The following is a 24,699-nucleotide window of genomic DNA, read 5'->3' as shown; positions in this document are numbered from 1 at the left end:
GGGAATTCAAAGCGTCCTTCGTCCGCAGCGGCGGACGCCTCACGGTCGCGGCAACAGCGCGGTTTCGTTGGGCGTTTGTGCCGCCGCGCCGTTTTTGCGACGGGTGGGCACGGCGCGCCCGTGCGGCAAAGCCCGGCGACAGGCTGCGGGCCGGAAAGCCGGAAGCCCCTCCGGCGTTGGCGCGCCGGTACTATTGCTTGTTTTCGATGTAGCTGATGGCGTCTTGCACTTTCAGGATCTTCTGGGCGTCGTCGTCGGCAATTTCAATGTCGAACTCTTCTTCCATAGCCATGATCAGCTCGGTCAGGTCCAGAGAATCGGCGCCCAGGTCCTCCACAAAGGAGGCTTCGGGCTTCACTTCTTCGGCGCTCACGCCCAGTTGATCCACAATGATCTTTTTTACCTTTTCAGAAACATCAGACATGGTATCCTCCAGCAATAAAGTAATGGTCTCTCTGTTGGCCCGGCGTCGGGGCCGGGCGGGGTCTTTGTGGCGCGGGCGCGGTCAGCAGTACATGCCGCCGTTGACGCCCAGCACCTGTCCGGTGATGTAGGCGGCCTTGTCCGAGGCCAGAAAGGCCACGGCTTCGGCCACGTCTTCGGCCCGGCCCATGCGCCGCAGGGGTATGGCCGCCACATAATCCGCGCGCACTTCATCGGTAAGGGCTGCGGTCATGTCCGTTTCAATAAAGCCGGGGGCCACGGCATTGACCGTGATCTGCCTGGCGGCCAGCTCTTTGGCGCAAGATTTGGTGAGTCCCAGCAGGGCTGCCTTGGCCGCGGCGTAGTTGACCTGCCCGACGTTGCCCATCTGCCCCACCACGGAAGAAATATTGACGATCCGGCCGTAGCGGGCTCGGCTCATGATCTTGGCCGCCTCGCGCGAGCACAAAAAGGCTCCGCGCAGGTTGACGGTGAGCACGCGGTCAAAGTCCTCGTCCTTCATGCGCAGTAAGAGAACATCCCTGGTGATGCCCGCGTTGTTGACCAGCACGGCCAGGTTGACCTGGTCCTTGATCTCGGCGCCAAAAAAGTCGGCCACGGCGGCCCCGTCGCTCACGTCCAGGCCAAAAGCCCTGGCCTGGCCGCCCTGGGAGCGGATTTCCTCTACGGTTTTTTCCGCCTCTTCCGGGCGGCTGACGTAGGTAAGGTAAACCTGAAAGCCCTCCCGTGCCAGGGTGCGGGCAATGGCCCGGCCGATGCCGCGTGATCCGCCGGTTACCAAGGCCGTCGGCGCGTCTTGGGTGGAAGGGCACTGCACGGTTGTCATATTGCCTGCCTTTAGTCTGCGGCGTGCGGCACGCCAGTTGGAGCGAAAAGCGCGGAAAAGCCGTCAGGGCCGGCCGCGCGGCAGGGGCGAAGCATCGCCGTTTTTCTGGGCGTGTCCTGCGCGCCCGGCGTGCCCCCTGCGTGGAGAAACGCCCGTAAAAAATGTTGTTGCACGCGCGGTGCGCCGCGTGCGCCCCGGCCCCGCGTGCGGCCGGAGAAAAATCGGCTTAAAAGCGCAGCAGGGCCGCGCCCCAGGTAAGCCCTGCGCCGAAAGCCGTAGCCAGTACCCGGCAGCCCGGCCTGATGCGCCCCTGCGCGTGCGCTTCGGCAATGGCCAGGGGAATGGAGGCCGAAGAGGTGTTGCCGTACTGGTCCACATTGACGAACACGCGCTCGCCCGTGATGCCCAGGCGGCCGCCCACGGCTTCTATAATGCGCAGGTTGGCCTGGTGGGGCACCAGCAGGTCCACATCCGCAGCCGTGAGGCCGTTTTTGGCCAGCACGTCTTCGCAGACCTGCACCATGCTGCGCACGGCATGCTTGTACGTTTCACGCCCTTGCATGCGGATGAAAAAATCTTCGCCCACGGGGTCGCCCAGGCCATAACGGCTGGAGGTGCCGCCGCCCACGACGATAAGGTCGCGCTGGCGGCCGTCGCTCAGGCAGAGCACGTCTTCCAGCCCGGCCAGCACATTGGCCGAACCCGCGCTGACCACGCAGGCCGTGGCCGCGTCGCCAAAGAGCACGCAGGTGGAACGGTCCGCCCAGTTGACCCGGCGGCTGAGGGCCTCGGCGCAGATAAACAGAATCTTGGCCTCGTGATCCTGGGCCAGCAGCGAACGGCAGAGGGAAAGGCCGTACAAAAAACCGGAACAGGCGGCACTGAAGTCAAAGGCCATGACCGGCCCTGTGTCCAATTGCCCGGCCACAATGCAGGCCACTGAAGGAGAGAGCACGTCCGGCGTGCAGGTGGCGGTGATGACGTGGGTGAGCTCGGCAGGCAGCAGCCCCGCATCGTCCAGCGCGCCGCGCGCCGCGCGCAGGGCCATGTCCGAAGCGTTGTCGGCCGCGTCCAGCCTGTGGCGGCGGCGGATGCCCGTCCGGGAAACGATCCATTCATCGTTGGTGTCCACCACGGCGGCCAGGTCGGCATTGGTCAGCACCGTGTCGGGAACGTAGGCGTGCAGGGCAAGCAGATGGCAAAAAGGCTTCATTGGGGGTACCGTGGGTTAGATGGCGCGGGAGAAGCGGGTAAGCTCCTCGTTGGCCAGGATGGTTTCGGCCAGGCGAAGATTGGTGCCTTTACGTATAAAGGTGCCGCTCATGCGCACGGCGTTGGTCATGGCCCGCGCGCTGGAGCGCCCGTGACAGACGATGGCCAGACCCTGCAGGCCCAAAAGCGGCGCGCCGCCGTATTCGGCGTAGTCCACCGTGCGCGCAAAGCGCCGGAAGGCCCCCCGGGCCAGCATGCCGCCCAGGGCCGGCAACAGGCCGGATGTGAAGACTTTTTTGAGCATGCGCACCAGCGAGGCGGCAAGCCCTTCGCTCATCTTGACCACCACATTGCCCACAAAACCGTCACAGACCACCACGTCCAGGTCGCCGGTAAAAATGTCCCGCCCTTCGGCGTTGCCCGCGAAGTTGAGGTTCTGAGCCATTTTCAGCAGTTCGTAGGCTTCCTTGACCTGGCTGTTGCCTTTGCCTTCTTCCTCGCCGATGCTCAAAAGGCTCACGCGCGGCGCTGCATAGCCCAGCAGGTCGCGGGCAAAAGCGTCGCCCATGAGGCCGAATTGAAAGAGGTGGTAGGGGCGGCAATCCACATTGGCGCCCACGTCCAGCACCACGACGGGGTCTTTTTCTGTGGGCAGCAGGGCCGCCAGGGCCGGACGTTCCACCCCGGCGAGCCGCCCCATGATGAACATGCCGCAGGCCACCGTGGCTCCGGAATGCCCGGCGCTGACCACGGCGTCGGCCGCGCCCTCCTTGACCAGGCGGCAGGCCACCTGGATGGAGGCGTTTTTTTTGCGCCGCAGGATGTCCGAGGGGCGTTCGTTCATGTGCACCACGTCATCGGCCTGCACGATGTCAAAATGCACGTTGACGAGGTCGAGCTTGTCCAGCTCGGCCTCCAGCTTGGGGGTATCTCCCACAAGCTGCACGTGCAGGTCGTACAGCCTGGCGGCCTCAATGGCCCCAGGCACCACCACGGAAGGGCCAAAATCTCCCCCCATGGCGTCCACGGCAATGACGGGGCGCTCGTTCATCACGCGTTGTCGTTGCCGGCAATCACCTTGCGCCCTTTGTATTCGCCGCAGTTAGGGCAAACGCTGTGGGGCAGGGTGGGTTCGCCGCAGGTGCAGTAGATGACGGCGGGCACGGCCACGCGGTCGTGAGAGCGGCGCATTCCTTTGCGGGAACGGGATTTTTTATTCTGCTGAACGGCCATGGCGGTCTCCTTTTCCGTATAGACGGAAGGCTTGGGCTGGCTGTGCAAAGGGGCGGGAAAGGCCCGCCCGCAAGACACAGCAGGTTACGCAAAAGTCGGGCGGATGTCTACTTGCCGCGCCGGACAAGCCCGCGCAGCACTGCCAGGCGGGGGTCGCCTTCTTCGGGCGGGCAGCCGCAGGGTCCGGCATTAAGGTTGGCCCCGCAGCGGGCGCACAGGCCCTTGCAGCCCTCTTGGCAGAGGGGCGTGGGTGGCAGGGCCAGCACAAATTCTTCCCAGCATACGGCGGCCAGGTCCAGCAGCAGCGCGCCGCGCTCCCAGACCAGTCGCTCGCCCGCCGGCGTCGGTTCCTGCGCGGCGTGACGCCTGGGCGCTTCGGGTTCGGGCTCTTCCGGCAGGCTTTCAAAGTCTTCAAACCGCGCGGCCAGCGGGGTAATGGCGTCTTCCGCGCAGCGGCTGCAGGGCAGGGCCACTTCGCCCTCCAGGCTGCCGCGCACCAGCCAGCCGTCCTCTACGGGCGTTACGGAAATCGTGGCGCGCAAGGGTTTGCGCACCCGGCAATCCATATGGAACTCCTTGAGGGGTTCCAGCCAGATGGCGGGGTCATCCAGCACAAATTCTTTGCCCTCCGGGGGCAGATCGCCGAGTCCGATGCGGTAGTTTTGCATGCTGTCCTCTGAAAGTTGATTCCCATACGCCCTGGGGCAGGGGATGTCAAGCAGTCGCGCTCAAGCGCCACGGCCGCTGCACAGCAGCAGCAGGGCCAGCCCGGCAAAAACGGTTCCGGCTGCCCGGTGGATGAGCATCTGCCCGCGCGGCGAGCGGTTGAACCAGAGGGCCAGCCGTCCCCCCAGGGCGGCCACGGCGCAGAACACCACCACCGTGGCCAGCATGAACAGCCCGCCCAGTTGAAGCACCTGCAGGGCCACACTGCCCCGCGCCGGGTCGCAAAACTGGGGCAAAAAAGCCAGAAAAAACAGGGAAACCTTGGGGTTGGTCACGTTCAGCACAATGCCCCGGCGGTACAGAGCCAGATAGCCGGGAAAGGGCGGCTTTGCCTCCGGGGTCAGGGCCAGGGCCGCGCCCGCGCGAAAGGAAAGCCAGGCCAGGCGCAGCAGATAGAGCGCGCCCGCGGCCTTGAGCAGGGTAAAGGCCAGGGCCGAACTCTGGAACAGGGCGGCCACGCCCAAGGCCACGGCCGTGGTGTGCACGCAGAGGCCTGTGACCAGCCCGAAGGTGGTGGCTACGCCCGCGCCCGCGCCGTACACGGCGGACTGGGTGAGCACAAAGATGTTGTCCGGCCCCGGAGCCACGGCCAGCAGCAGGGCTGCGGCAAAAAAGGCCAAAGCGGTTTCGGGCGTCAGCACGGCAGCGTCCCCTTTTGCAGAAAAATCCGTTTTTGTGCGCGCGGCCGGGCCTTGACCGCCCGCTCCAGGCGCAGGGCCGTACCCTGGTCGGGGCAGGTGCGGTGTTCCAGCAGGCGTACGGGGCGGCGGCCCCGCGTGTAGCGCGCTCCGCCCGCGCACAGGCCGTTGTGCTGGTCCAGACGGCGGCGCAGGTCGCGGGTGACGCCGCAGTAGAGGGTGCCGTCGGCGCATTCCAGCAGGTAGACCTGCCACAGTAAGGATTTTTGCAGCATAATCATAGTAGAGGCGCGGGGAGGCCGCATCTGGCAAAGATGGCGCAGGCGGTCCCGCAAGTTCAATCAAAGCCGCCCGCCAGCCAGACGGTGATAAGGAACGAAACCGCCCAGTTGCCCAGTCGCCAGAGCCAGGGATTGGATACGCGGCCGGCGGCCAGGCGGCGCACTTCGCTCAGGGCTCCCAGTACAGCCCCTACGGTGTGAAAAAACACGAAGCCCAGGCCCGCCAGAAAGCCAAACTGCGCAAGACAGACCAGAAACAGCGTAAAGGTGATGCAGGGGGCCAGACAGGCATTGCCGTCCTCTCGGCCAAAGCTCCACAGTCGGGCAAAGCCGTCGCCGCGGTTGCCGTAGGTGGCGCGATAATAAAAATGTTCTTCCCGGCGGGAGCCCGCAGTCCCGTCGCGGCGGGCGTCCTCCCTTTCATGGCCTGCGTCCGCGTCCCCGTGCAGCACTTCGGCCTCCACCACCTTGGGGCCGTCCGTGACGGAGCTGCCGTTGCCCGCGGGCAGGGCTTTGCGGCCGGGGTTTGCGCCCGGCGTGCGGGGGGGCTGCTGGTCGGACTGGGGCATGACGTTCTCCTCAAAGCGGGTTCGGGAACCCGGCTGGCAATGTGGTCACTTGGTTGTGCCCTGCGCGGGCCGGGGCGTCAAGACAGGGTGCAGAAGACGGCCGGGGCCGGACCGGGTGATGGACCGGCCCCGGCCTCTCCATGACGGATGCGGCGCGGTCGTGCGGAACCCTTGCCAAGGGGCGGACGGCACACTATTCTTATGCACGGGCAGGGGCCATTCCGCCCCGCCATACTAAGGAGTTTTGTCATGAAACGATCCCTCCCGGCGCTTTTGGCGGCCTTGGTTCTGTCCTGCGGCCTTGCAGGGACGGCGGTGGCCGCGCCGGCCGCCACTGCGGCGCAGACTCTGGAAAAAGCCTGGACGGCCTATAACATAGGGCAATACAAGCAGGTTATCCAGATGGTGCAGCCCCTGGCCTCGGACGGCAACCCGCGGGCGCAGGTGCTGCTGGGCCGTTGCTATGAAAACGGCCTGGGCGTGAACCAGGACCTGAGCACCGCGGCCAAGTGGTTCCGCCTGGCGGCGGACCAAAACGACAGCGAAGCGCAGGTGCTGCTGGCCTATCAGTACGAACTGGGCGTGGGCCTGCCCCGCAACGAGGCCGCCGTGGCGGACCTTATGCGTCGCGCGGCCGACAGCGGCAATGCCGAAGCCCGCTTCAACCTGGCCCTCTACTACAGCCAGGGCAAGTACGGCTTCCCCAAAAATCCGGAAGAGAGCTTCCGTTGGGCCAAGCTGGCGGCGGACCAGGGCTTTGCCCAGGCTCAGCGCTATGTGGGGGCCTGCTACGAGTATGGCGTGGGCACGACGCAGGACGCGACCACAGCCGCCCAGTGGTACAGCAAGGCCGCTGCCCAGGGGCTGGAGCGCGAAGGCAATATCTTTGCCACCAAGCGCGAATACACCATGCCGTAACCCTGTCCGTTTTTGTACAGCCTGTCGCCCGGCAGGCGCGGTAGCCGCAACCCGGCTTCGCGTCTGCCGGGCATTTTTTGTTCTGCCGCGCTTGCTGCGGCAAGCGCATTTTGATAAGCCAATGAATAAAAATAACGAAATGCCTCGTCTGCACAGGACGCGATGGTTTTTTGGGGGTGTGTATGCTCTACGCGCACACGTTGGAAGGTCGCCCGCCCGACCAATGGCAGCCCCTGGCCGAGCATTTACAAAAGGTGGCGGCCGGGGCGTCGTCCAGGGCTGCCGTTTTCGGCGCGGCGGACTGGGGCCGGCAATGTGGTCTGTCACACGATGCGGGCAAGGCTCTGCCCGATTTTCAGCAGCGGCTTTTGGGCACGTTGCGCCGCCTGGTGGACCACAAGGGCCCCGGCGCGCGCTGGCTCTTGGAGCACGGCGAGGCGCCGGGCCTGTTGCTGGCCTACTGCGTGGCCGGACACCACGGCGGCCTGCCGGATTTTCACAACAGCGGCCGGGACGGGGCGGCCTCCTTGCGGCAGCTTTGCGCCCGGGCCGTACCCTTGCCGGAGGTCGCCACTCCGGATGCGGACCTTGTGCGCGTGCTGCAGCCGCCCTTTGCGCCCACGCCGTTTGGCCTGAGTTTTTTTACGCGGCTGCTGTTTTCCGCCCTGGTGGATGCGGACTATACGGATACTGAAGCCTTTACCCAACCGGCAAAGGCGGCGGAGCGGCAAAAAGGCGCGTCTGGCGCGCCGCCGCTGGAAGCCCTGGCCACCGCCCTGGACGCGCACTGCGCGGGCTTCAGCCCCACAGGGCGGGTCAACGTCCTGCGGGCCGCCGTGCTGGAAAGCTGCCGCAAGGGGGCGGCCCTCGCGCCCGGTCTGTTCAGCCTGACCGTGCCCACGGGCGGCGGCAAAACCCTTTCGTCCATGAGCTTTGCCCTGCGGCACGCCCTGGCCCACGGCCTGCGGCGGGTGGTCTACGTCATCCCCTACACTTCCATTATTGAACAGAACGCCAGGGTTTTTCGGGAGATCTTTCCTGAAGGCGCGGTGATTGAGCACCACAGCAATTTTGACCCGCGCGTGCTTGCGCCCGGCGCGGACACGGACACGGTGGGCGAAAGCCCGGCCGCGCGCCGCCACCGCCTGGCCTGCGAAAACTGGGACGCGCCCGTGGTGGTGACCACCAACGTGCAGTTCTTTGAGTCCTTGTTTGCGGCTAAACCTTCGCGCTGCCGCAAGCTGCACAATCTGGCCCGTTCGGTCATTGTGCTGGACGAAGCGCAGATGTTGCCCACGGACTACCTCCTTCCCTGCCTGCGGGCCCTGGAAGAACTCGCCGCCCATTATGGCTGCAGCATTGTTTTTTGTACGGCCACCCAGCCGGCTCTGGCGTACGACCCCACGGAGTTCAAAAAGGGCCTGCGCGGCGCGGTGCGGGAGCTGGCCCCGGACCCCACCCGTCTGCAGCGCGATCTGGCCCGTACCCGTCTGGAACTGCTTGACGAGCCCCTTGGCCTGGAAAATCTGGCTGGCCGTCTGCGGCAGCAAGGGCAGGTTCTGTGCATCGTCAACACCCGGCAGCGGGCGGCGGAGCTGTTTCGTCTGCTGCAGGACCAGCCGGGCGCGCGCCATTTGAGCGCCCTCATGTGTCCGGCGCACCGCTCCCGCGTGCTGGAGGACATCCGTGGGCAGCTGCGGGAAGGCGCGCCCTGCCTGACCGTGTCCACGCAACTGGTAGAGGCCGGTGTGGACGTGTCCTTTCCCCGCGTTTTTCGCGAACTGGCCGGTCTGGATTCGCTGGTGCAGGCGGCCGGGCGCTGCAACCGCGAGGGCGAATGTGACGGCCTTGCGCCGGTCACCGTATTCACGCCGGAAGGCGGCGTGCCCAGGGCCTTCCGCTACGCGGCTGACAGCGCCCGCGAAGTCTTGCGCCATGTGGCGGATCCCTTCAGCCCTGAGGCGTTGCACCGTTATTTTCGCACAGTGTACTGGAAAAAAGAGGACAGCCTGGACAGCAAGGGCATTCTCGATCTGCTTTCCGACCCCAAAGGACAGTGGTTTTTCCGCAGTGCGGCGCAGGCCTTCCACTTCATTGAAAATGCCATGCTGCCCATTGTCATCCCCTACGACGCCACGGCGCGCGAGCTGCTGGCCGCCCTGCCGTTTGCGGAACATCCGCGCGGCATTTTACGGCAACTGCAACAGTACACGGTGCAGGTTTACGAGGGCCAGTTCCAGGCTCTGGATCTGCGCGGCGCGCTGGAATGGCCGGAAACGGAGCAGGGAGACGGGGCGGGCGGCTGCGCAGTGCTTGCGGATATGGATTTTTACGATGAGCGCCTGGGGCTGGTCTGCCAGGCCCCCACGGCGGAAGATTTTATTTTTTGATCCTGGCCTTTTTACCAAGGAGGTCTGCCCGTGTCTCAAGGTGTACGATTGCGGGTCTGGGGGGAGTATGCCTGCTTTACCCGCCCGGAAATGAAGGCGGAGCGCGTGAGCTACGACGTCATGACGCCCTCCGCCGCGCGCGGCGTGCTGGAGGCCGTGTATTGGAAGCCCAGCATTTGCTGGGTGGTGGACAAAATCCACGTCCTGCGGCCCATTGTTTTTGATAATGTGCGACGTAACGAGGTGGCCGACAAAATCCCTCCTGGCACGGTGAGTTCCGCCATGAAGGACGGGACCACGCCCCTGCGACTTTTTGTGGAGGACAGCCGTCAGCAGCGGGCCGCCCTGGTGCTGCGCCAGGTGGACTACGTCATTGAAGCCCATTTCAGCTATACTTCGACAGAAGACCGCAATGACGGCAAACATCTGGACATCTTTAACCGCAGGGCGGCCAAAGGCCAGTGCTTTCACCGGCCGTACCTGGGCTGCCGGGAGTTTGCCGCCTTTTTCGGTCCGGTGGAGGGGGATATTCCCACTTCTCCCCTGCAGGGCGAAGCGGATCTGGGCTGGATGCTTTATGACCTGGACTACACGGCGGACATGAGCCCGCGCTTTTTTCGCGCGCGGCTGCGCAACGGCGTGCTGGACTGCCGGGAAGGGAGGGAAAGCGCATGATTCTGCAAGCCCTCAACGACTATTACCAACGTCTGGCCGCCGACCCGGAAGCCGACATCTCGCCCTACGGCTTCGGTATGCAGGGCGTGCAGTTCTGTCTGGCGCTGCGGCCCGACGGCACCCTGGCCGGGCCGCCGGAAGACCTGCGCGACGCCAAGGGCAAGGCAAAGATACTCCGTGTGCCGGGGCCGGTGAAGCGGTCCGTCAACGTGTTGGCCAATTTCGCCTGGGACAATACGGGCTATGTGTTGGGCGCGGACGCCAAGGGCAAGCCCGAACGCACGGCGCAGGCCCACGCCGCCTTCAAGGCCCTGGCCCACGAGTTGCTGGATCCCCTGGACGACGCCGGGGCCCTGGCCCTGCTGCGTTTTCTGGAAGCCTGGACCCCGGAACAGGCTGCGGAACTGCCGTGCTGGAAAGAAATGGAAGGCTGGAATCTGGTTTTCCGTCTGGACGGAGAACGGCGTTTTCTGCACGACTGTCCGGCGTTTCAGAAGGCATGGCTGGGGCATCTGGCCGCCAACGCCGTAGAAGAAAGGGGTATGTGCCTGGTGACCGGCGAAGACAACGCGCCCATTCCGGCCATCCATCCGGCCCTCAAAGGGGTGGCCGGGGCGCAGCCCACCGGGGCCGCCCTGGTTTCGTTTAACATCGCGTCCTTCAAATCTTTCGGCAAGGAACAGAACTACAATGCCCCGGTAGGGCAGGGCGCGGCCTTTGCCTACACCACGGCCCTCAACCACTTGCTGGCCAAGGGCAGCCCGCGCAAAGTCGTCATCGGCGAAACCACAGTGGTGTTCTGGTCCGCGGCCCCGGCGGCGGAGGGGCTGTTCGGCATGAGCATGGGCGGCAAGGCGGAAGACGACAGCCTGACCCGGCAATTGCAGGGCTATCTTACCGCCGTGGCGCAAGGCCGCTATCCTGAGGAATTGGGCGACCCGGCCACAGGCTTTTTTGTGCTGGGCCTGGCGGGCAATGCGGCCCGCGTGGCCGTACGCTTCTGGCAGCGGGACACAGTGGGCGGCATGGCCGCCAACCTGGCGGCCCACTACCAGGCGTTACGCCTGCGCCGCAGTTTTGACAGCGAACCGGAGTTCCCCAGCCCCTGGCAGCTGTTGCGGGAGCTGGCCTCCCGACGGGATTCCAAAAACATTTCCCCTCTGCTGGCCGGGCAACTGCTGCGGGCCATTGTGGGCAAACTGCCCTACCCCCGTACGCTGCTCACTGCCGCCGTGGAGCGCATCCGGGCGGACAGGGGCGTCAACTCTCTTCGGGCGGCCATGCTCAAGGCCTGGCTGGTCCGCAACGCACAGAAGGAGGTTCCCATGAGCCTGGATATCGGTATTACGGATGTGGCCTATCGTCTGGGCCGTCTGTTCGCTCTGGTGGAACGCATTCAGGAAAATGCCGTTCCCGGGGCCAACGCCACAGTGCGTGACCGCTTTTTCGGCGCGGCTTCGGCCACGCCGGCCCGCGTTTTTCCCATAATATTGCGCAACGCCCAGCACGGGCTGGCAAAAATTCGCAAGGAGGAGCCGGGAAAGGCCATTAATCTGGAAAAAGCTCTGCAGGAAATCCTGAACGGCCTGGACGCCGCCCGCGGCGGCTTTCCCGCTGCCCTTCGGCTGGAAGAGCAGGGCATGTTTATCCTGGGCTACTATCAGCAGCGCCAGGCCTTTTTTACCAAAAAAGAAACCGCAGAAAGCGCAACCGTCGCGCCCGCAGCGCAAAGGGAGGACTAAGCCATGGCCGCCATCAGCAACCGTTACGATTTTGTCTACCTGTTTGACGTGGAGAACGGCAACCCCAACGGCGATCCGGATGCGGGCAACACCCCGCGTCTGGACCCGGAAACGGGCTTCGGCCTGGTGACGGACGTCTGCCTTAAGCGCAAGGTGCGCAATTTTGTGGAAATCGCCAAGGCCGGAGAGCCGGGCTACAAGATTTATGTGGCGGAGCGGGCCGTATTGTCCCAGTCCCGTGAACCCGCCTATGAAAGCGTCGAAGCCAAGGCCTGCAAAGGCGAGTCGGCAAGAATCGACGCGGCCCGGCGCTGGATGTGCGCCAATTTTTATGACGTGCGCGCTTTCGGGGCGGTCATGTCCACCAAGCTCAACAACTGCGGCCAGGTACGCGGCCCCGTGCAATTGACCTTTGCCCGCAGCGTGGAAGCTGTGGTGCCTGTGGAGGTGAGCATCACCCGCATGGCCGTGGAAACGGAGAAGGAGGCTGAAAAACAGGGCGGCGGCAACCGTACCATGGGCAACAAACACATCCTGCCCTATGCCCTGTACCTGGCCCACGGCTTTATTTCTCCCCATCTGGCGCAAGGGGACAAAGGCACGGGCTTTTCCGACGACGACCTGCAGCTTTTCTGGCAGGCCCTGCGGCAGATGTTCGATCTGGACCATTCGGCGGCGCGCGGCCTCATGAGCGCCCGTAAGCTCATTGTCTTCAAGCATGCGGACGCCCTGGGCAACGCCCCGGCGCACGTTTTGTTTGACGCCGTGCGCGTGGCCCGCCAGGGCGACGGCAGCGCGCCGGCCAGGGCCTTTGGCGACTATGCGGTGAGCGTGGATGCGGCCGCCGTGCCCGCTGGCGTCAGCGTGGAAGAACTGTTGTAAAAGGAAGACTGGCCGTGGACGATCTTCTGCCCCTTTCCGCCCTGCAGCACTATCTGTACTGCCCGCGCCAGTGCGCGCTCATTCATCTGGAAGGCGTCTGGGAGGAGAACCGCTTTACGGCCGAGGGCCGTCTGCTGCACCGCCGTGTGGACGCCGGGCTTCCCGGCGCGCGCGGCGGTGTGGCAGAGGATCGCAGCGTGCCGGTCAGGAGCGAACGTCTGGGGCTCTACGGCATTGCCGATCTGGTGGAACGGCGGGAGAACGGCGCGTCAGCCGCAGCATCGGCGGACGACATGGTCTATCCCGTGGAATACAAGCGGGGCAGCCCCAAGGTGGAGGACTGGGACCGCGCGCAGCTTTGCGCCCAGGCCATGTGTCTGGAGGAAATGCTGGGCCGGGACATCCCTGAAGGGGCCATTTTTTATGGGCAGCCGCGACGGCGGGAGCGGGTGCTCTTTGATGCCCGCCTGCGGGCCGTGGTGACGGAATCCTGTGCCGGATTGCACGCCCTGCTGGAGGGCGGCCGCACGCCGCCGGGGCGCTACGGCCCGCGCTGCCGGGGCTGTTCGCTCCTCTCCCGCTGCATGCCCAAGGCCCCCCGACAAGGGGTGGAGGACTATTTATTGCGGGGGCTTTTGTCATGAAAAAGCTGCTCAATACCCTCTATATCACGGCTCAGGGCACGTATCTTTCCAAGGATGGGGAGTGTGTGCTGGTGCGGGGCGAGGACGGGGCTTCGCGGCGCTTCCCTCTGCATGTGCTGGACGGCATTGTCTGCTTTGGCAATGTGCTGTGCAGCCCTTTTTTGCTGGGGCATTGCGCTGAACAGGGGCTGGCTGTTTCTTTTTTGACGGAGCACGGCCGCTTTCTGGCCATGGTGCGCGGGCCGCAGCAGGGCAATGTGCGCCTGCGCAAGGCTCAGTACCGCCAGGCCGACGACGCGGCGGGCGTGGCCGGGGTGGCGCGGGCCGTGCTGGCGGGCAAGGTGGCCAATACGCGGACGGTGCTGCGCCGCTGCCTGCGGGACCACGGTGAGCGGGTGGACGCCGCGCGCGTGGGGCAGGCTCTGCAGGTGTTGGAAGCCTGTGCCCAGGAGTTGCGCCGTCCGTTGGGTCTGGATCAGGCCCGAGGGATGGAAGGGCAGGCGGCCAGCGCCTATTTTGGCGTGTTCGACTGTCTGATTCTGCAGAATCGGGAGGAATTCCCCTTTGCCGGGCGCAATCGTCGCCCGCCGCTGGATGCGGTCAATTGTCTGCTCTCGTTTGTCTATACCCTGTTGGCGCACGACGTGCGTTCCGCTTTGGAGGGTGTGGGGCTGGATCCACAGGTGGGTTTTCTGCACCGGGACAGGCCCGGCAGGCCCGGCCTTGCCCTGGATATGATGGAAGAATTCCGCGCTGTGGTGGCGGATCGGCTAGTACTTTCGCTCATCAACCGGGGCGAGGTGCGCGGCCGGGATTTTGCGCGCAAAGAGAGCGGGGCGGTGCTTATGGACGACGACGCGCGCAAGCGTGTGCTCACCGCCTGGCAGAAACGCAAGCAGCAGGAAGTGACCCATCCTTTTCTGAACCAGTCTCTCCCCTTAGGGCTGGTCTTCCATATTCAGGCGCAATTGCTGGCGCGATATCTGCGGGGCGATCTGGACGGGTATCCGCCCTTTTTCTGGAAGTAAGTCATGCTGGTGCTGGTGAGTTATGATGTGAGTTTTGAAGACCCCGGCGGCAAACGGCGGTTGCGGCGCATTGCCCGCATCTGCACCAATTACGGTCAGCGCGTGCAGTATTCCGTGTTTGAATGCGTGGTGGACCCGGCCCAGTGGGCGGCGCTGCGTGCGCAATTGCTGGAAGCGTTTGACGCCGCGCAGGACAGCCTGAGGTTTTATTTTTTGGGCAAAAACTGGCAGCGGCGCGTGGAGCAGCACGGCGCGGGCCAGAGCTATGACCCGGAAACCGACGCGCTCATTTTTTAGGGCATTGCAACGTTGCAATGCCCTGGCGGTTGCGTCAGCAGGCGCCCGCCGTTGAGGCGCAATCGCGATGTATTTGCGCGGTTAAGCGCAAGAATGGGTGTGTTATAATATTTATAAATATCCATAAGTTAGTCTGATTTAAGACAGCCTTGGTCTGTAATTGTTCTGGCGGCTGCGAGGGCAGGACGCCTGCCGCAAAGGCGCACGTAAAGCCGGGCTGCGCAATACTACGCCCCAATGACGTCTTCCCTGCCTTTCATGCATGGGGGCGGTATATCCCTTGGCGGTAATCTGCTTCACAGGTGCAAGTATGTGCGAGCTGTCAATCATGGGCGCGAGAGAGATATCCCTTGGCGGTAATCTGCTTCACAGGTGCAAGGGCGACCGACGCAAAGGCGTGGGGGAGTTTTTTAAGCTGTTTCCCCTTGCCGAAGCCGGCTCTTTACGTGGACGATCGCGGGCGCGTTTTTTCGGCGCAAAATGGTGTGCCTAGTGGTATCCCTCCGCTGCTCAAGTGTCTTGTGGGGTTGCCACCATCCCTTGCGGCGTGGCCTGTGCCCGCGAGCCCGCCGCAGACCCCGGACCGATTTCAAAAATCTTGCCATCAGCATCGCCTTGCGGTATGAATTTACTATAAATTTCATAAAGAAACTGGCTGCGCCGCGAACCCCAAGCTGTGGCGGAAACCCAGCGGGTTCGCAAATGGCGCCAAGGCCCGCTTGTGGCGGAAATAGGAGGACCGCCTCAGCTTGAGAAGAACAACTGGAGGCTGCGGGACGTACGTTCGCGGAAATGCGCCCCGTATCCCGCGCGGCGTGCAGAGCCTGGACGCCGCTGTCGCCCCTTCACGGGGGCGTGGATTGAAACGCGGTATCGCCCGCGAGCAGGGCGAGGCCATATCGTCGCCCCTTCACGGGGGCGTGGATTGAAACAAAATCGGGCGCGAACTGAACGGAGCGGGCTGCAAGTCGCCCCTTCACGGGGGCGTGGATTGAAACCGTAAGCCTGTCCAGTGCGCCAGCCGTGGAACGGAGGCGTCGCCCCTTCACGGGGGCGTGGATTGAAACTTTTGCGCTATGTGGTGGTCGTTTCTTTCGCCCTGTGTCGCCCCTTCACGGGGGCGTGGATTGAAACTCGACCTAGAAACCAGCGGAGGCAATGCGCCGGGCGTCGCCCCTTCACGGGGGCGTGGATTGAAACTTCCCTGACAACGATATCCGCGAGGGTGAGGCTAGTCGCCCCTTCACGGGGGCGTGGATTGAAACTTTAAAGCATGGTTTGGGGATTCAGTGGCGCAAAAGTCGCCCCTTCACGGGGGCGTGGATTGAAACAGGAACCAATCCTCTTTGACCGCCTCCGCTCAGAACGTCGCCCCTTCACGGGGGCGTGGATTGAAACATGCCAGGTTTTGACGTTGCGCGGTATCGGGCGGGGGTCGCCCCTTCACGGGGGCGTGGATTGAAACACCTCGAAGCGGCTGTGCCCGGCCTGAACGTGATCGGTCGCCCCTTCACGGGGGCGTGGATTGAAACTCCGCTGCTGCAGAACAGGCCTCCGGCGGCAAGGGTCGCCCCTTCACGGGGGCGTGGATTGAAACCTTCGGCATCGCCTGGAAGGACTGACAGATGGACTATGTCGCCCCTTCACGGGGGCGTGGATTGAAACAGCTTTGACGGGAATAATCAGGTGTTCCGCGGTGGTCGCCCCTTCACGGGGGCGTGGATTGAAACGATTCAAGACGGCGCAATCACAGGATTTGAAGAAGTCGCCCCTTCACGGGGGCGTGGATTGAAACAATTATTACACATAGATAACACGCTTTTCGCTGCGGTCGCCCCTTCACGGGGGCGTGGATTGAAACTTGCCGCTTGTCTCTCTACTGATGTAGAGACAAGGTCGCCCCTTCACGGGGGCGTGGATTGAAACCCGAAGAAAGGCTGCCATATCCTCTTCGGGAAAATGTCGCCCCTTCACGGGGGCGTGGATTGAAACATGAACACGTAAAAACACCCTTGGAGAATCCGACGTCGCCCCTTCACGGGGGCGTGGATTGAAACGGGTGACAGCCCGGCATCAAGTTCCGCCATCAGCGTCGCCCCTTCACGGGGGCGTGGATTGAAACCCCGAATCTGGTCCATGATAAGGAGGTCTCGGAAGTCGCCCCTTCACGGGGGCGTGGATTGAAACGCTATCAGGAAGAAATGCGCGGCAAGGGTATTAGTCGCCCCTTCACGGGGGCGTGGATTGAAACCCTGCCGGGAAATGAGAGAAACCGGCAGTCTTTCGTCGCCCCTTCACGGGGGCGTGGATTGAAACTCTGAAAATGATGCCCACGCCAGCGAAGAGTTTAGTCGCCCCTTCACGGGGGCGTGGATTGAAACAAGGTCTGTGAAGTCGTCAAGGTCTAACCACTTGCGTCGCCCCTTCACGGGGGCGTGGATTGAAACAAGGGCTACTTTGGCCCCCTGGGCATCTGTCCACGTCGCCCCTTCACGGGGGCGTGGATTGAAACTGCTCCAGTCCCTGCCGCCATCGCTGACGACAGGTCGCCCCTTCACGGGGGCGTGGATTGAAACCCGCGACCACGCCACGCCCTGGGGCAAGAGTGCCAGTCGCCCCTTCACGGGGGCGTGGATTGAAACTATCGCCTTCATCGGTGTAGAGCGCCACCTCGCCGTCGCCCCTTCACGGGGGCGTGGATTGAAACAGGCTCACCAAGCAGCCATATGCCTAATGCCATGGTCGCCCCTTCACGGGGGCGTGGATTGAAACCGCGAAGCTGGGCGTGATTGACCTCGTGCGCCTCGTCGCCCCTTCACGGGGGCGTGGATTGAAACTGACGACATTTTTTCCAACGTATCTACCGTCTCGTCGCCCCTTCACGGGGGCGTGGATTGAAACCGTCAGGGCATTGAGCATGCCCCCAACATCCTGCGTCGCCCCTTCACGGGGGCGTGGATTGAAACTTGTCTTGGCGCTACGGCGGCAGCGTGTCCAATGAGTCGCCCCTTCACGGGGGCGTGGATTGAAACACACGCAATACCGAGGCTGAAAAAACAAAGGCCGAGGTCGCCCCTTCACGGGGGCGTGGATTGAAACACCCCATGCTCAAGCCCCACCAGCGTGATATTGTGTCGCCCCTTCACGGGGGCGTGGATTGAAACCCTGCGTTGTGGTGGTGGCAGGGTTTGTGCGACCGTCGCCCCTTCACGGGGGCGTGGATTGAAACCCGCGAACTGACCAAGGATGATGTATCCGAATTTCGTCGCCCCTTCACGGGGGCGTGGATTGAAACAGACATTAAAGATACAATACGTGATTTCTGTTTCAGTCGCCCCTTCACGGGGGCGTGGATTGAACATGTCCTCAAGGTCGAGCAGCGTGACGGCGTCCAGTCGCCCCTTCACGGGGGCGTGGATTGAAACTGGCCCAAAAATACATATAGGAGAAAAGGTCATGGTCGCCCCTTCACGGGGGCGTGGATTGAAACTGCCCAAGCCTAGTCCCCGGCGAAAAGGACGAGGTCGCCCCTTCACGGGGGCGTGGATTGAAACCGGATCCACAAGCTTGAAGTCGTCACAGAAGAAGGGTCGCCCCTTCACGGGGGCGTGGATTGAAACATCAAGAGCGGCAATCCAGAATTGTCGCAGGCTTTGTCGCCCCTTCACGGGGGCGTGGATTGAAACCCTCTATCCTTTGTTGACCGACAACCGCAAAACGGTCGCCCCTTCACGGGGGCGTGGATTGAAACTTTCGGCCACCGAAGACGGTGAAAAGCCGTATCAGTCGCCCCTTCACGGGGGCGTGGATTGAAACCACTTCATGGTGTCGTAGCGCTCGTAAGCCGCAGGTCGCCCCTTCACGGGGGCGTGGATTGAAACCCAATCTGGCGACAGCACAATGTCGTTGCCGTCAGGTCGCCCCTTCACGGGGGCGTGGATTGAAACCCTGGGCACGCGGCCCCTCTTGGCATGTGGTGGGGTCGCCCCTTCACGGGGGCGTGGATTGAAACCAAGGCTTCCCTACGGCCCGTGCTCATATCCTTGGGGTCGCCCCTTCACGGGGGCGTGGATTGAAACGCGTATCCTGACGACCTAGATGCGCACCAAAAAAAGTCGCCCCTTCACGGGGGCGTGGATTGAAACTGTCCGTGTTGTGGAGAAAGATGGGGAGCCATGGTCGCCCCTTCACGGGGGCGTGGATTGAAACAACCGACACTTCCGCATCGCCCGGTACGCGCAACGTCGCCCCTTCACGGGGGCGTGGATTGAAACACGGCGGACCACCCCGGCCAGATGCAAAACGGTTGTCGCCCCTTCACGGGGGCGTGGATTGAAACTCCCAGAGGCCCCAGGCGCTTTACGCTGCCCGTAGTCGCCCCTTCACGGGGGCGTGGATTGAAACCGACCATACCTGGGACCAGTCTGCAAGCCATAGTGTCGCCCCTTCACGGGGGCGTGGATTGAAACCTTTAGGCCGAAGCCCTGGACATATCACCACTCGTCGCCCCTTCACGGGGGCGTGGATTGAAACCCATACCTGGGACCAGTCTGCAAGCCATAGTGTCGCCCCTTCACGGGGGCGTGGATTGAAACATCGCTTAGAAGGCCATTTCTGTGCGATTTTAAGTCGCCCCTTCACGGGGGCGTGGATTGAAACTGCAGCTCTATGTCTGCCGTCACTGTGCGCCAATGTCGCCCCTTCACGGGGGCGTGGATTGAAACTCCTGTCCGTCATCGCGCGGTTTGAGGGGCCCGGTCGCCCCTTCACGGGGGCGTGGATTGAAACGTCGTTCATCGCCGCGCCACGAAAACCCTGGCGGCGTCGCCCCTTCACGGGGGCGTGGATTGAAACAACGATCCGCGCACCGTTCTTGCCCGGCACTACAGTCGCCCCTTCACGGGGGCGTGGATTGAAACATTTGAAAAGCGAGATGCCGTGCGCGCCTATAAAGTCGCCCCTTCACGGGGGCGTGGATTGAAACCCGCTCTCGATTTCGGGCAGGGGCCGTAACCCCCGGTCGCCCCTTCACGGGGGCGTGGATTGAAACCTCCTTGAGTCCATCGAGACACATTGCCGACTCTGTCGCCCCTTCACGGGGGCGTGGATTGAAACGCAGCAAAGTACGCAATACATGGTTGCGCTGATCGTCGCCCCTTCACGGGGGCGTGGATTGAAACTGGACCCGAATGCGGAGCGCCTGTATGTGTCCGCGTCGCCCCTTCACGGGGGCGTGGATTGAAACCCGCGTCTTGGACTGTGCGACCCACCGCTGTTGCGTCGCCCCTTCACGGGGGCGTGGATTGAAACGTCAGCCAAGGCTCTTTGGATAGCTGGCGGCATCGGTCGCCCCTTCACGGGGGCGTGGATTGAAACTGTCAAAAGTGCAGGGACTGTCCTTGAGGTTAAGTCGCCCCTTCACGGGGGCGTGGATTGAAACTTATCCAGCTCCCAAACCAATAACCGTGATTATCCGTCGCCCCTTCACGGGGGCGTGGATTGAAACTCCCCAAGCGGCGGATGACAATTCGCCGGGGCGGGTCGCCCCTTCACGGGGGCGTGGATTGAAACTTTTGGGACGTCAAACCCTGAAGCGCGCGCAACGGTCGCCCCTTCACGGGGGCGTGGATTGAAACGTTAATTGGGATGTTTATCAGTGTGACGCCGACAGTCGCCCCTTCACGGGGGCGTGGATTGAAACCAGCTTACGCTACCGCGCTGACCGAGGGGGTCGGTCGCCCCTTCACGGGGGCGTGGATTGAAACCTGCTGGGAGCAGGACGGAGAGGTTGTCGCCGAAAGTCGCCCCTTCACGGGGGCGTGGATTGAAACTTTAACCCCTTCAGAAAGGCTCCTGACCGTGCCAAGTCGCCCCTTCACGGGGGCGTGGATTGAAACCTTGTGAGTGATGCCCGTGAGGCGGGCGAACTCTAGTCGCCCCTTCACGGGGGCGTGGATTGAAACTTTGCGAAGGACGTTCCTGGCAGGCGAATAGCGCCGTCGCCCCTTCACGGGGGCGTGGATTGAAACCAGTGCAAGGATGTATTCAACATTATTGCATATGGTCGCCCCTTCACGGGGGCGTGGATTGAAACTTCGCCAGCATCAACCCTAAAAAGGTGCGCCCTGGTCGCCCCTTCACGGGGGCGTGGATTGAAACAGCCAGTCCAGCAGCATGCGCCCGGTATCGTCGGGTCGCCCCTTCACGGGGGCGTGGATTGAAACATCCCATTGCGCCGATGTCGGCACCCACTCTGTAGGTCGCCCCTTCACGGGGGCGTGGATTGAAACTGGTCATCTCATCGATACGCCTCTTGAGGAAAAGGTCGCCCCTTCACGGGGGCGTGGATTGAAACAACAATCCGCGCACCGCTCTTGCCCGGCACTACGGTCGCCCCTTCACGGGGGCGTGGATTGAAACACGCCACATGGCTTACACCCCCCACGGCGGGGGGAGTCGCCCCTTCACGGGGGCGTGGATTGAAACCGCCTACGAAAACGGCGAGTTGCAATTGTACTGGGGTCGCCCCTTCACGGGGGCGTGGATTGAAACATTTAGCCTGTAAATCATCGGCGGATTCTTGGCGGTCGCCCCTTCACGGGGGCGTGGATTGAAACTTGTCCCAAACAAACTTGGTCACGCCGCCGATACCGTCGCCCCTTCACGGGGGCGTGGATTGAAACCATCCGCATGAGGAGAATGGTCGGAGCCCCCGGGTCGCCCCTTCACGGGGGCGTGGATTGAAACAATCCGCCTTGGCGATTTTTCGCGCCATCGCGGAGGTCGCCCCTTCACGGGGGCGTGGATTGAAACACATTGGCCGGGAATGCGATTGGCTCATGGGGCGGTCGCCCCTTCACGGGGGCGTGGATTGAAACTCGTGGCAGAACCGGGAAGAGAACAGTTTCCGGGGTCGCCCCTTCACGGGGGCGTGGATTGAAACGGGGTCTGCCGCTGCCAGCAGTCCGGCCTCTACAGGTCGCCCCTTCACGGGGGCGTGGATTGAAACGCAAAAATCATTGAAGGCAAGTACGCCCGCAGGGAGTCGCCCCTTCACGGGGGCGTGGATTGAAACGGTGTGCCGGTGCGCGCCGAGGGCGACGTGGGCGGTCGCCCCTTCACGGGGGCGTGGATTGAAACCAGACAGGCCCCACGGGGTGGGCGGGCGTAGTAACGTCGCCCCTTCACGGGGGCGTGGATTGAAACGCTCACCGGGATGTGTATCCGCAGGTGAGCAGCGGTCGCCCCTTCACGGGGGCGTGGATTGAAACAGCCGCTACGGCCTCGCTGGCGACGTATAATGCGGTCGCCCCTTCACGGGGGCGTGGATTGAAACCATTCGACCGTTGTTTCTGTACCCATGTTGCACCGTCGCCCCTTCACGGGGGCGTGGATTGAAACTGCTCCAGTCCCTGCCGCCATCGCTGACGACAGGTCGCCCCTTCACGGGGGCGTGGATTGAAACACAAACAGGGGGGAAGCCGTGGCTCGTATCCCGTGTCGCCCCTTCACGGGGGCGTGGATTGAAACGAGGTCGAGGGAGCCGCCCACCGTCAGGTTGTCAGTCGCCCCTTCACGGGGGCGTGGATTGAAACGAGCAGCTTACCGCGTACCGGGCCGATGCTGGTCGTCGCCCCTTCACGGGGGCGTGGATTGAAACTATTTGCCGCTCGTTAAGTTCCATACCCATCTCCGGTCGCCCCTTCACGGGGGCGTGGATTGAAACCGCCAGTACCCGGCAGGGACCGGGGATGATGAGGGTCGCCCCTTCACGGGGGCGTGGATTGAAACTTTTGCGACGTCTTGACGCATCACCTGTGCTTAACGTCGCCCCTTCACGGGGGCGTGGATTGAAACACGCCACATGGCTTACACCCCCCACGGCGGGGGGGTCGCCCCTTCACGGGGGCGTGGATTGAAACGCTGCGCTGCCTCAATGCTTCCAGGCGCGTGTCCGTCGCCCCTTCACGGGGGCGTGGATTGAAACACAAACGACCTTATCCCAGATTTGCGTTATAATTAGTCGCCCCTTCACGGGGGCGTGGATTGAAACACGGGCAGGTGGTCGCCCCGTTCGCGCCGTCAATGTCGCCCCTTCACGGGGGCGTGGATTGAAACACAGCCATGTTACGGATACGGCCTTGCACCTTGTGTCGCCCCTTCACGGGGGCGTGGATTGAAACTGATGACATGGTGCGTATGGGCGCGGCTGGTGGCGTCGCCCCTTCACGGGGGCGTGGATTGAAACTGTAAGGCTGGGACATAAGAACGCGAGGCGTGGGTCGCCCCTTCACGGGGGCGTGGATTGAAACTCTCCCGCCTCATCAAACCCCAACTGCTTCAAGGTCGCCCCTTCACGGGGGCGTGGATTGAAACAGAAGCGGGCAAAGAAATTCTCGCCCTTGAAACAGTCGCCCCTTCACGGGGGCGTGGATTGAAACTACAACGACGGACGGTTCGGCGTGGGGGGTAGCGGTCGCCCCTTCACGGGGGCGTGGATTGAAACTGGCGGCCTGGGAAATCCGTGGGGCTGACACTGAGTCGCCCCTTCACGGGGGCGTGGATTGAAACGTCCTGAGCGCTCACGCCCAGAAAAGGCCGGGCCGGTCGCCCCTTCACGGGGGCGTGGATTGAAACGAAATGCTGGAACGCCTGGCTCGTGCCAACGCCGTCAGTCGCCCCTTCACGGGGGCGTGGATTGAAACCTGAACGGCTCCGCGAAAGCGGAGCCGTCGCTTTGTCGCCCCTTCACGGGGGCGTGGATTGAAACATCAATGCCAAGAAGCTCAAAATCCATGGTTGGTCGCCCCTTCACGGGGGCGTGGATTGAAACAGGCGCAAGCTGGAGGATCTGTAAGCATGGGCGGTCGCCCCTTCACGGGGGCGTGGATTGAAACTTTATCCAGAATTAAAAGACTCTCCTTCAGCCAGCGTCGCCCCTTCATGGGGGCGTGGATTGAAACTCTTCTTCCAGGTCGCCCACGCGGCGGATGGTCGTCGCCCCTTCACGGGGGCGTGGATTGAAACTGTGCAGATCACGCCATCGGGCGGTACGCCCCGTCGCCCCTTCACGGGGGCGTGGATTGAAACATCGACCTTCAGGGCATCCTCAAGACCGCTTATGGTCGCCCCTTCACGGGGGCGTGGATTGAAACGGCTGCAGATGGTGACCGGGCTTATAATTTTGCCGTCGCCCCTTCACGGGGGCGTGGATTGAAACATCAGCGCATTTGTAGCGTCCTGGGGCGGCTTGGTCGCCCCTTCACGGGGGCGTGGATTGAAACGTACTCGAAAAAGTTTCTGAATAGCACTCCTTGGGTCGCCCCTTCACGGGGGCGTGGATTGAAACTGTGGGCGGCCTATCTAAAACCAGTAACTCCGCGTCGCCCCTTCACGGGGGCGTGGATTGAAACTGCGCCTAAAGCTTCCAAGCTTTATCCTTCCGGCGTCGCCCCTTCACGGGGGCGTGGATTGAAACGCGCCCAGGTCGTCGGCATAAACTGGGGCCGCGAGTCGCCCCTTCACGGGGGCGTGGATTGAAACCGGGTACGCGTGGGAGGGCTCCCTTGAGGGGCTAGTCGCCCCTTCACGGGGGCGTGGATTGAAACCTGGGGCCGCTAGCCGCCCAGCAAAATCACCCCGTCGCCCCTTCACGGGGGCGTGGATTGAAACACCGTTCGCAGTCTGCAGGACGTGTACAACTATGAGTCGCCCCTTCACGGGGGCGTGGATTGAAACCCACAGCGCCTGCGGCGAGGGCTCTGCCAGTTACGTCGCCCCTTCACGGGGGCGTGGATTGAAACTCCTTTGAAGGTTTTTTTTCGTTAGCTCAACAGTCGCCCCTTCACGGGGGCGTGGATTGAAACCTACCCCGGTTACGTCGCCGGGGCGGGACATGAGAGTCGCCCCTTCACGGGGGCGTGGATTGAAACCTGAACCAGTGCCGACGACTTCTACTTTTTATAGTGTCGCCCCTTCACGGGGGCGTGGATTGAAACATCAATGCATAAATATTAGCCGCAACGGTAACAGTCGCCCCTTCACGGGGGCGTGGATTGAAACCACGACGTATCCCGACATGGCGGCTTATCTGTCCGTCGCCCCTTCACGGGGGCGTGGATTGAAACTAACGTGAGCTTTGGCGTTGATGCTGCACTGTCGATGTCGCCCCTTCACGGGGGCGTGGATTGAAAC

Annotated in this window: 17 protein-coding genes and 1 CRISPR repeat array (1 of these 18 only partly in view); of the genes, 8 read left to right on the top strand and 9 right to left on the bottom strand. The window is 63.1% G+C overall.

The window, feature by feature from the left end; translation table 11 throughout:
* Window positions 1-190: 190 nt before the first annotated feature.
* The 9 genes from acpP to J7I12_RS06215 form a co-directional block, all read right to left on the bottom strand.
* Window positions 191-424 carry an acyl carrier protein gene (gene acpP / locus J7I12_RS06255; protein WP_118230334.1) on the bottom strand — a complete coding sequence of 78 codons (234 nt, stop codon included), beginning with the start codon at window positions 422-424 and terminating at the stop codon, window positions 191-193.
* A gap of 81 nt (window positions 425-505) precedes the next feature.
* Complete coding sequence (fabG, locus tag J7I12_RS06250) at window positions 506-1,270, bottom strand: 3-oxoacyl-[acyl-carrier-protein] reductase (protein ID WP_118230335.1); 765 nt, start codon at window positions 1,268-1,270, stop codon at window positions 506-508.
* A 226-nt stretch (window positions 1,271-1,496) separates the two neighbouring features.
* Entirely contained in the window at window positions 1,497-2,483 is a 987-nt protein-coding gene (locus tag J7I12_RS06245) for a beta-ketoacyl-ACP synthase III (protein ID WP_118230336.1), read from the bottom strand.
* Window positions 2,484-2,498: 15 nt separating this feature from the next.
* Window positions 2,499-3,533 carry a phosphate acyltransferase PlsX gene (plsX, locus tag J7I12_RS06240; RefSeq protein WP_118230337.1) on the bottom strand — a complete coding sequence of 345 codons (1,035 nt, stop codon included), beginning with the start codon at window positions 3,531-3,533 and terminating at the stop codon, window positions 2,499-2,501.
* On the bottom strand, window positions 3,533-3,715 hold the full coding sequence (gene rpmF / locus J7I12_RS06235; protein ID WP_118230338.1) for a 50S ribosomal protein L32: 183 nt from the start codon (window positions 3,713-3,715) through the stop codon (window positions 3,533-3,535). The genes plsX and rpmF overlap by 1 nt, the downstream gene beginning before the upstream one ends.
* 107 nt (window positions 3,716-3,822) lie before the next feature.
* Window positions 3,823-4,383 carry a YceD family protein gene (locus J7I12_RS06230; protein WP_118230339.1) on the bottom strand — a complete coding sequence of 187 codons (561 nt, stop codon included), beginning with the start codon at window positions 4,381-4,383 and terminating at the stop codon, window positions 3,823-3,825.
* Window positions 4,384-4,443: 60 nt separating this feature from the next.
* Window positions 4,444-5,082, bottom strand: coding sequence for a LysE family translocator (locus J7I12_RS06225; RefSeq protein ID WP_118230340.1), 639 nt, complete (start codon window positions 5,080-5,082; stop codon window positions 4,444-4,446).
* Window positions 5,076-5,354: a GIY-YIG nuclease family protein gene (locus J7I12_RS06220; RefSeq protein ID WP_118230352.1), complete on the bottom strand. Its 279-nt coding sequence runs from the start codon at window positions 5,352-5,354 to the stop codon at window positions 5,076-5,078. The genes J7I12_RS06225 and J7I12_RS06220 overlap by 7 nt, the downstream gene beginning before the upstream one ends.
* Before the next feature lie 62 nt (window positions 5,355-5,416).
* Window positions 5,417-5,929, bottom strand: a complete 513-nt coding sequence (locus J7I12_RS06215) for a hypothetical protein (RefSeq protein ID WP_118230341.1) — start codon at window positions 5,927-5,929, stop codon at window positions 5,417-5,419.
* Between the two features lie 249 nt (window positions 5,930-6,178).
* Here J7I12_RS06215 and J7I12_RS06210 point away from each other — a divergent pair, with 249 nt between their 5' ends.
* The 8 genes from J7I12_RS06210 (at window position 6,179) to cas2 (ending at window position 14,505) form a co-directional block, all read left to right on the top strand.
* On the top strand, window positions 6,179-6,847 hold the full coding sequence (locus tag J7I12_RS06210; protein WP_207287299.1) for a tetratricopeptide repeat protein: 669 nt from the start codon (window positions 6,179-6,181) through the stop codon (window positions 6,845-6,847).
* Between the two features lie 182 nt (window positions 6,848-7,029).
* The gene (gene cas3 / locus J7I12_RS06205) at window positions 7,030-9,237 is read left to right on the top strand and encodes a CRISPR-associated helicase Cas3' (protein WP_118230343.1); all 2,208 of its coding nucleotides are present in this window, start codon (window positions 7,030-7,032) and stop codon (window positions 9,235-9,237) included.
* 30 nt (window positions 9,238-9,267) lie between these two features.
* Window positions 9,268-9,912 (top strand): type I-C CRISPR-associated protein Cas5c, encoded by a 645-nt coding sequence (cas5c, locus tag J7I12_RS06200; RefSeq protein ID WP_118230344.1) that lies wholly within the window; start codon window positions 9,268-9,270, stop codon window positions 9,910-9,912.
* Entirely contained in the window at window positions 9,909-11,654 is a 1,746-nt protein-coding gene (cas8c, locus tag J7I12_RS06195; RefSeq protein WP_118230345.1) for a type I-C CRISPR-associated protein Cas8c/Csd1, read from the top strand. Before cas5c ends, cas8c begins: the two co-directional genes overlap by 4 nt.
* Window positions 11,655-11,657: 3 nt before the next feature.
* Window positions 11,658-12,536 (top strand): type I-C CRISPR-associated protein Cas7/Csd2, encoded by an 879-nt coding sequence (gene cas7c, locus J7I12_RS06190; RefSeq protein ID WP_118230346.1) that lies wholly within the window; start codon window positions 11,658-11,660, stop codon window positions 12,534-12,536.
* A gap of 14 nt (window positions 12,537-12,550) precedes the next feature.
* A complete protein-coding gene (gene cas4, locus J7I12_RS06185; RefSeq protein ID WP_118230347.1) occupies window positions 12,551-13,180 on the top strand; it encodes a CRISPR-associated protein Cas4 in 630 nt (209 codons plus the stop codon).
* Window positions 13,177-14,208, top strand: a complete 1,032-nt coding sequence (gene cas1c / locus J7I12_RS06180) for a type I-C CRISPR-associated endonuclease Cas1c (protein ID WP_118230348.1) — start codon at window positions 13,177-13,179, stop codon at window positions 14,206-14,208. Before cas4 ends, cas1c begins: the two co-directional genes overlap by 4 nt.
* 3 nt (window positions 14,209-14,211) lie before the next feature.
* Window positions 14,212-14,505 carry a CRISPR-associated endonuclease Cas2 gene (cas2, locus tag J7I12_RS06175; protein ID WP_118230349.1) on the top strand — a complete coding sequence of 98 codons (294 nt, stop codon included), beginning with the start codon at window positions 14,212-14,214 and terminating at the stop codon, window positions 14,503-14,505.
* 836 nt (window positions 14,506-15,341) lie between these two features.
* A CRISPR array of direct repeats spans window positions 15,342-24,699; the repeat unit is 31 nt; unit sequence GTCGCCCCTTCACGGGGGCGTGGATTGAAAC; it runs 2,537 nt beyond the window's last position.

The organism is Desulfovibrio diazotrophicus (assembly GCF_902498985.2).
In the GTDB taxonomy this organism is placed as follows: domain Bacteria; phylum Desulfobacterota; class Desulfovibrionia; order Desulfovibrionales; family Desulfovibrionaceae; genus Desulfovibrio; species Desulfovibrio legallii.
Note: the sequence above shows the minus strand (reverse complement) of the source record. Positions and strands in the feature narration are given on the sequence as shown.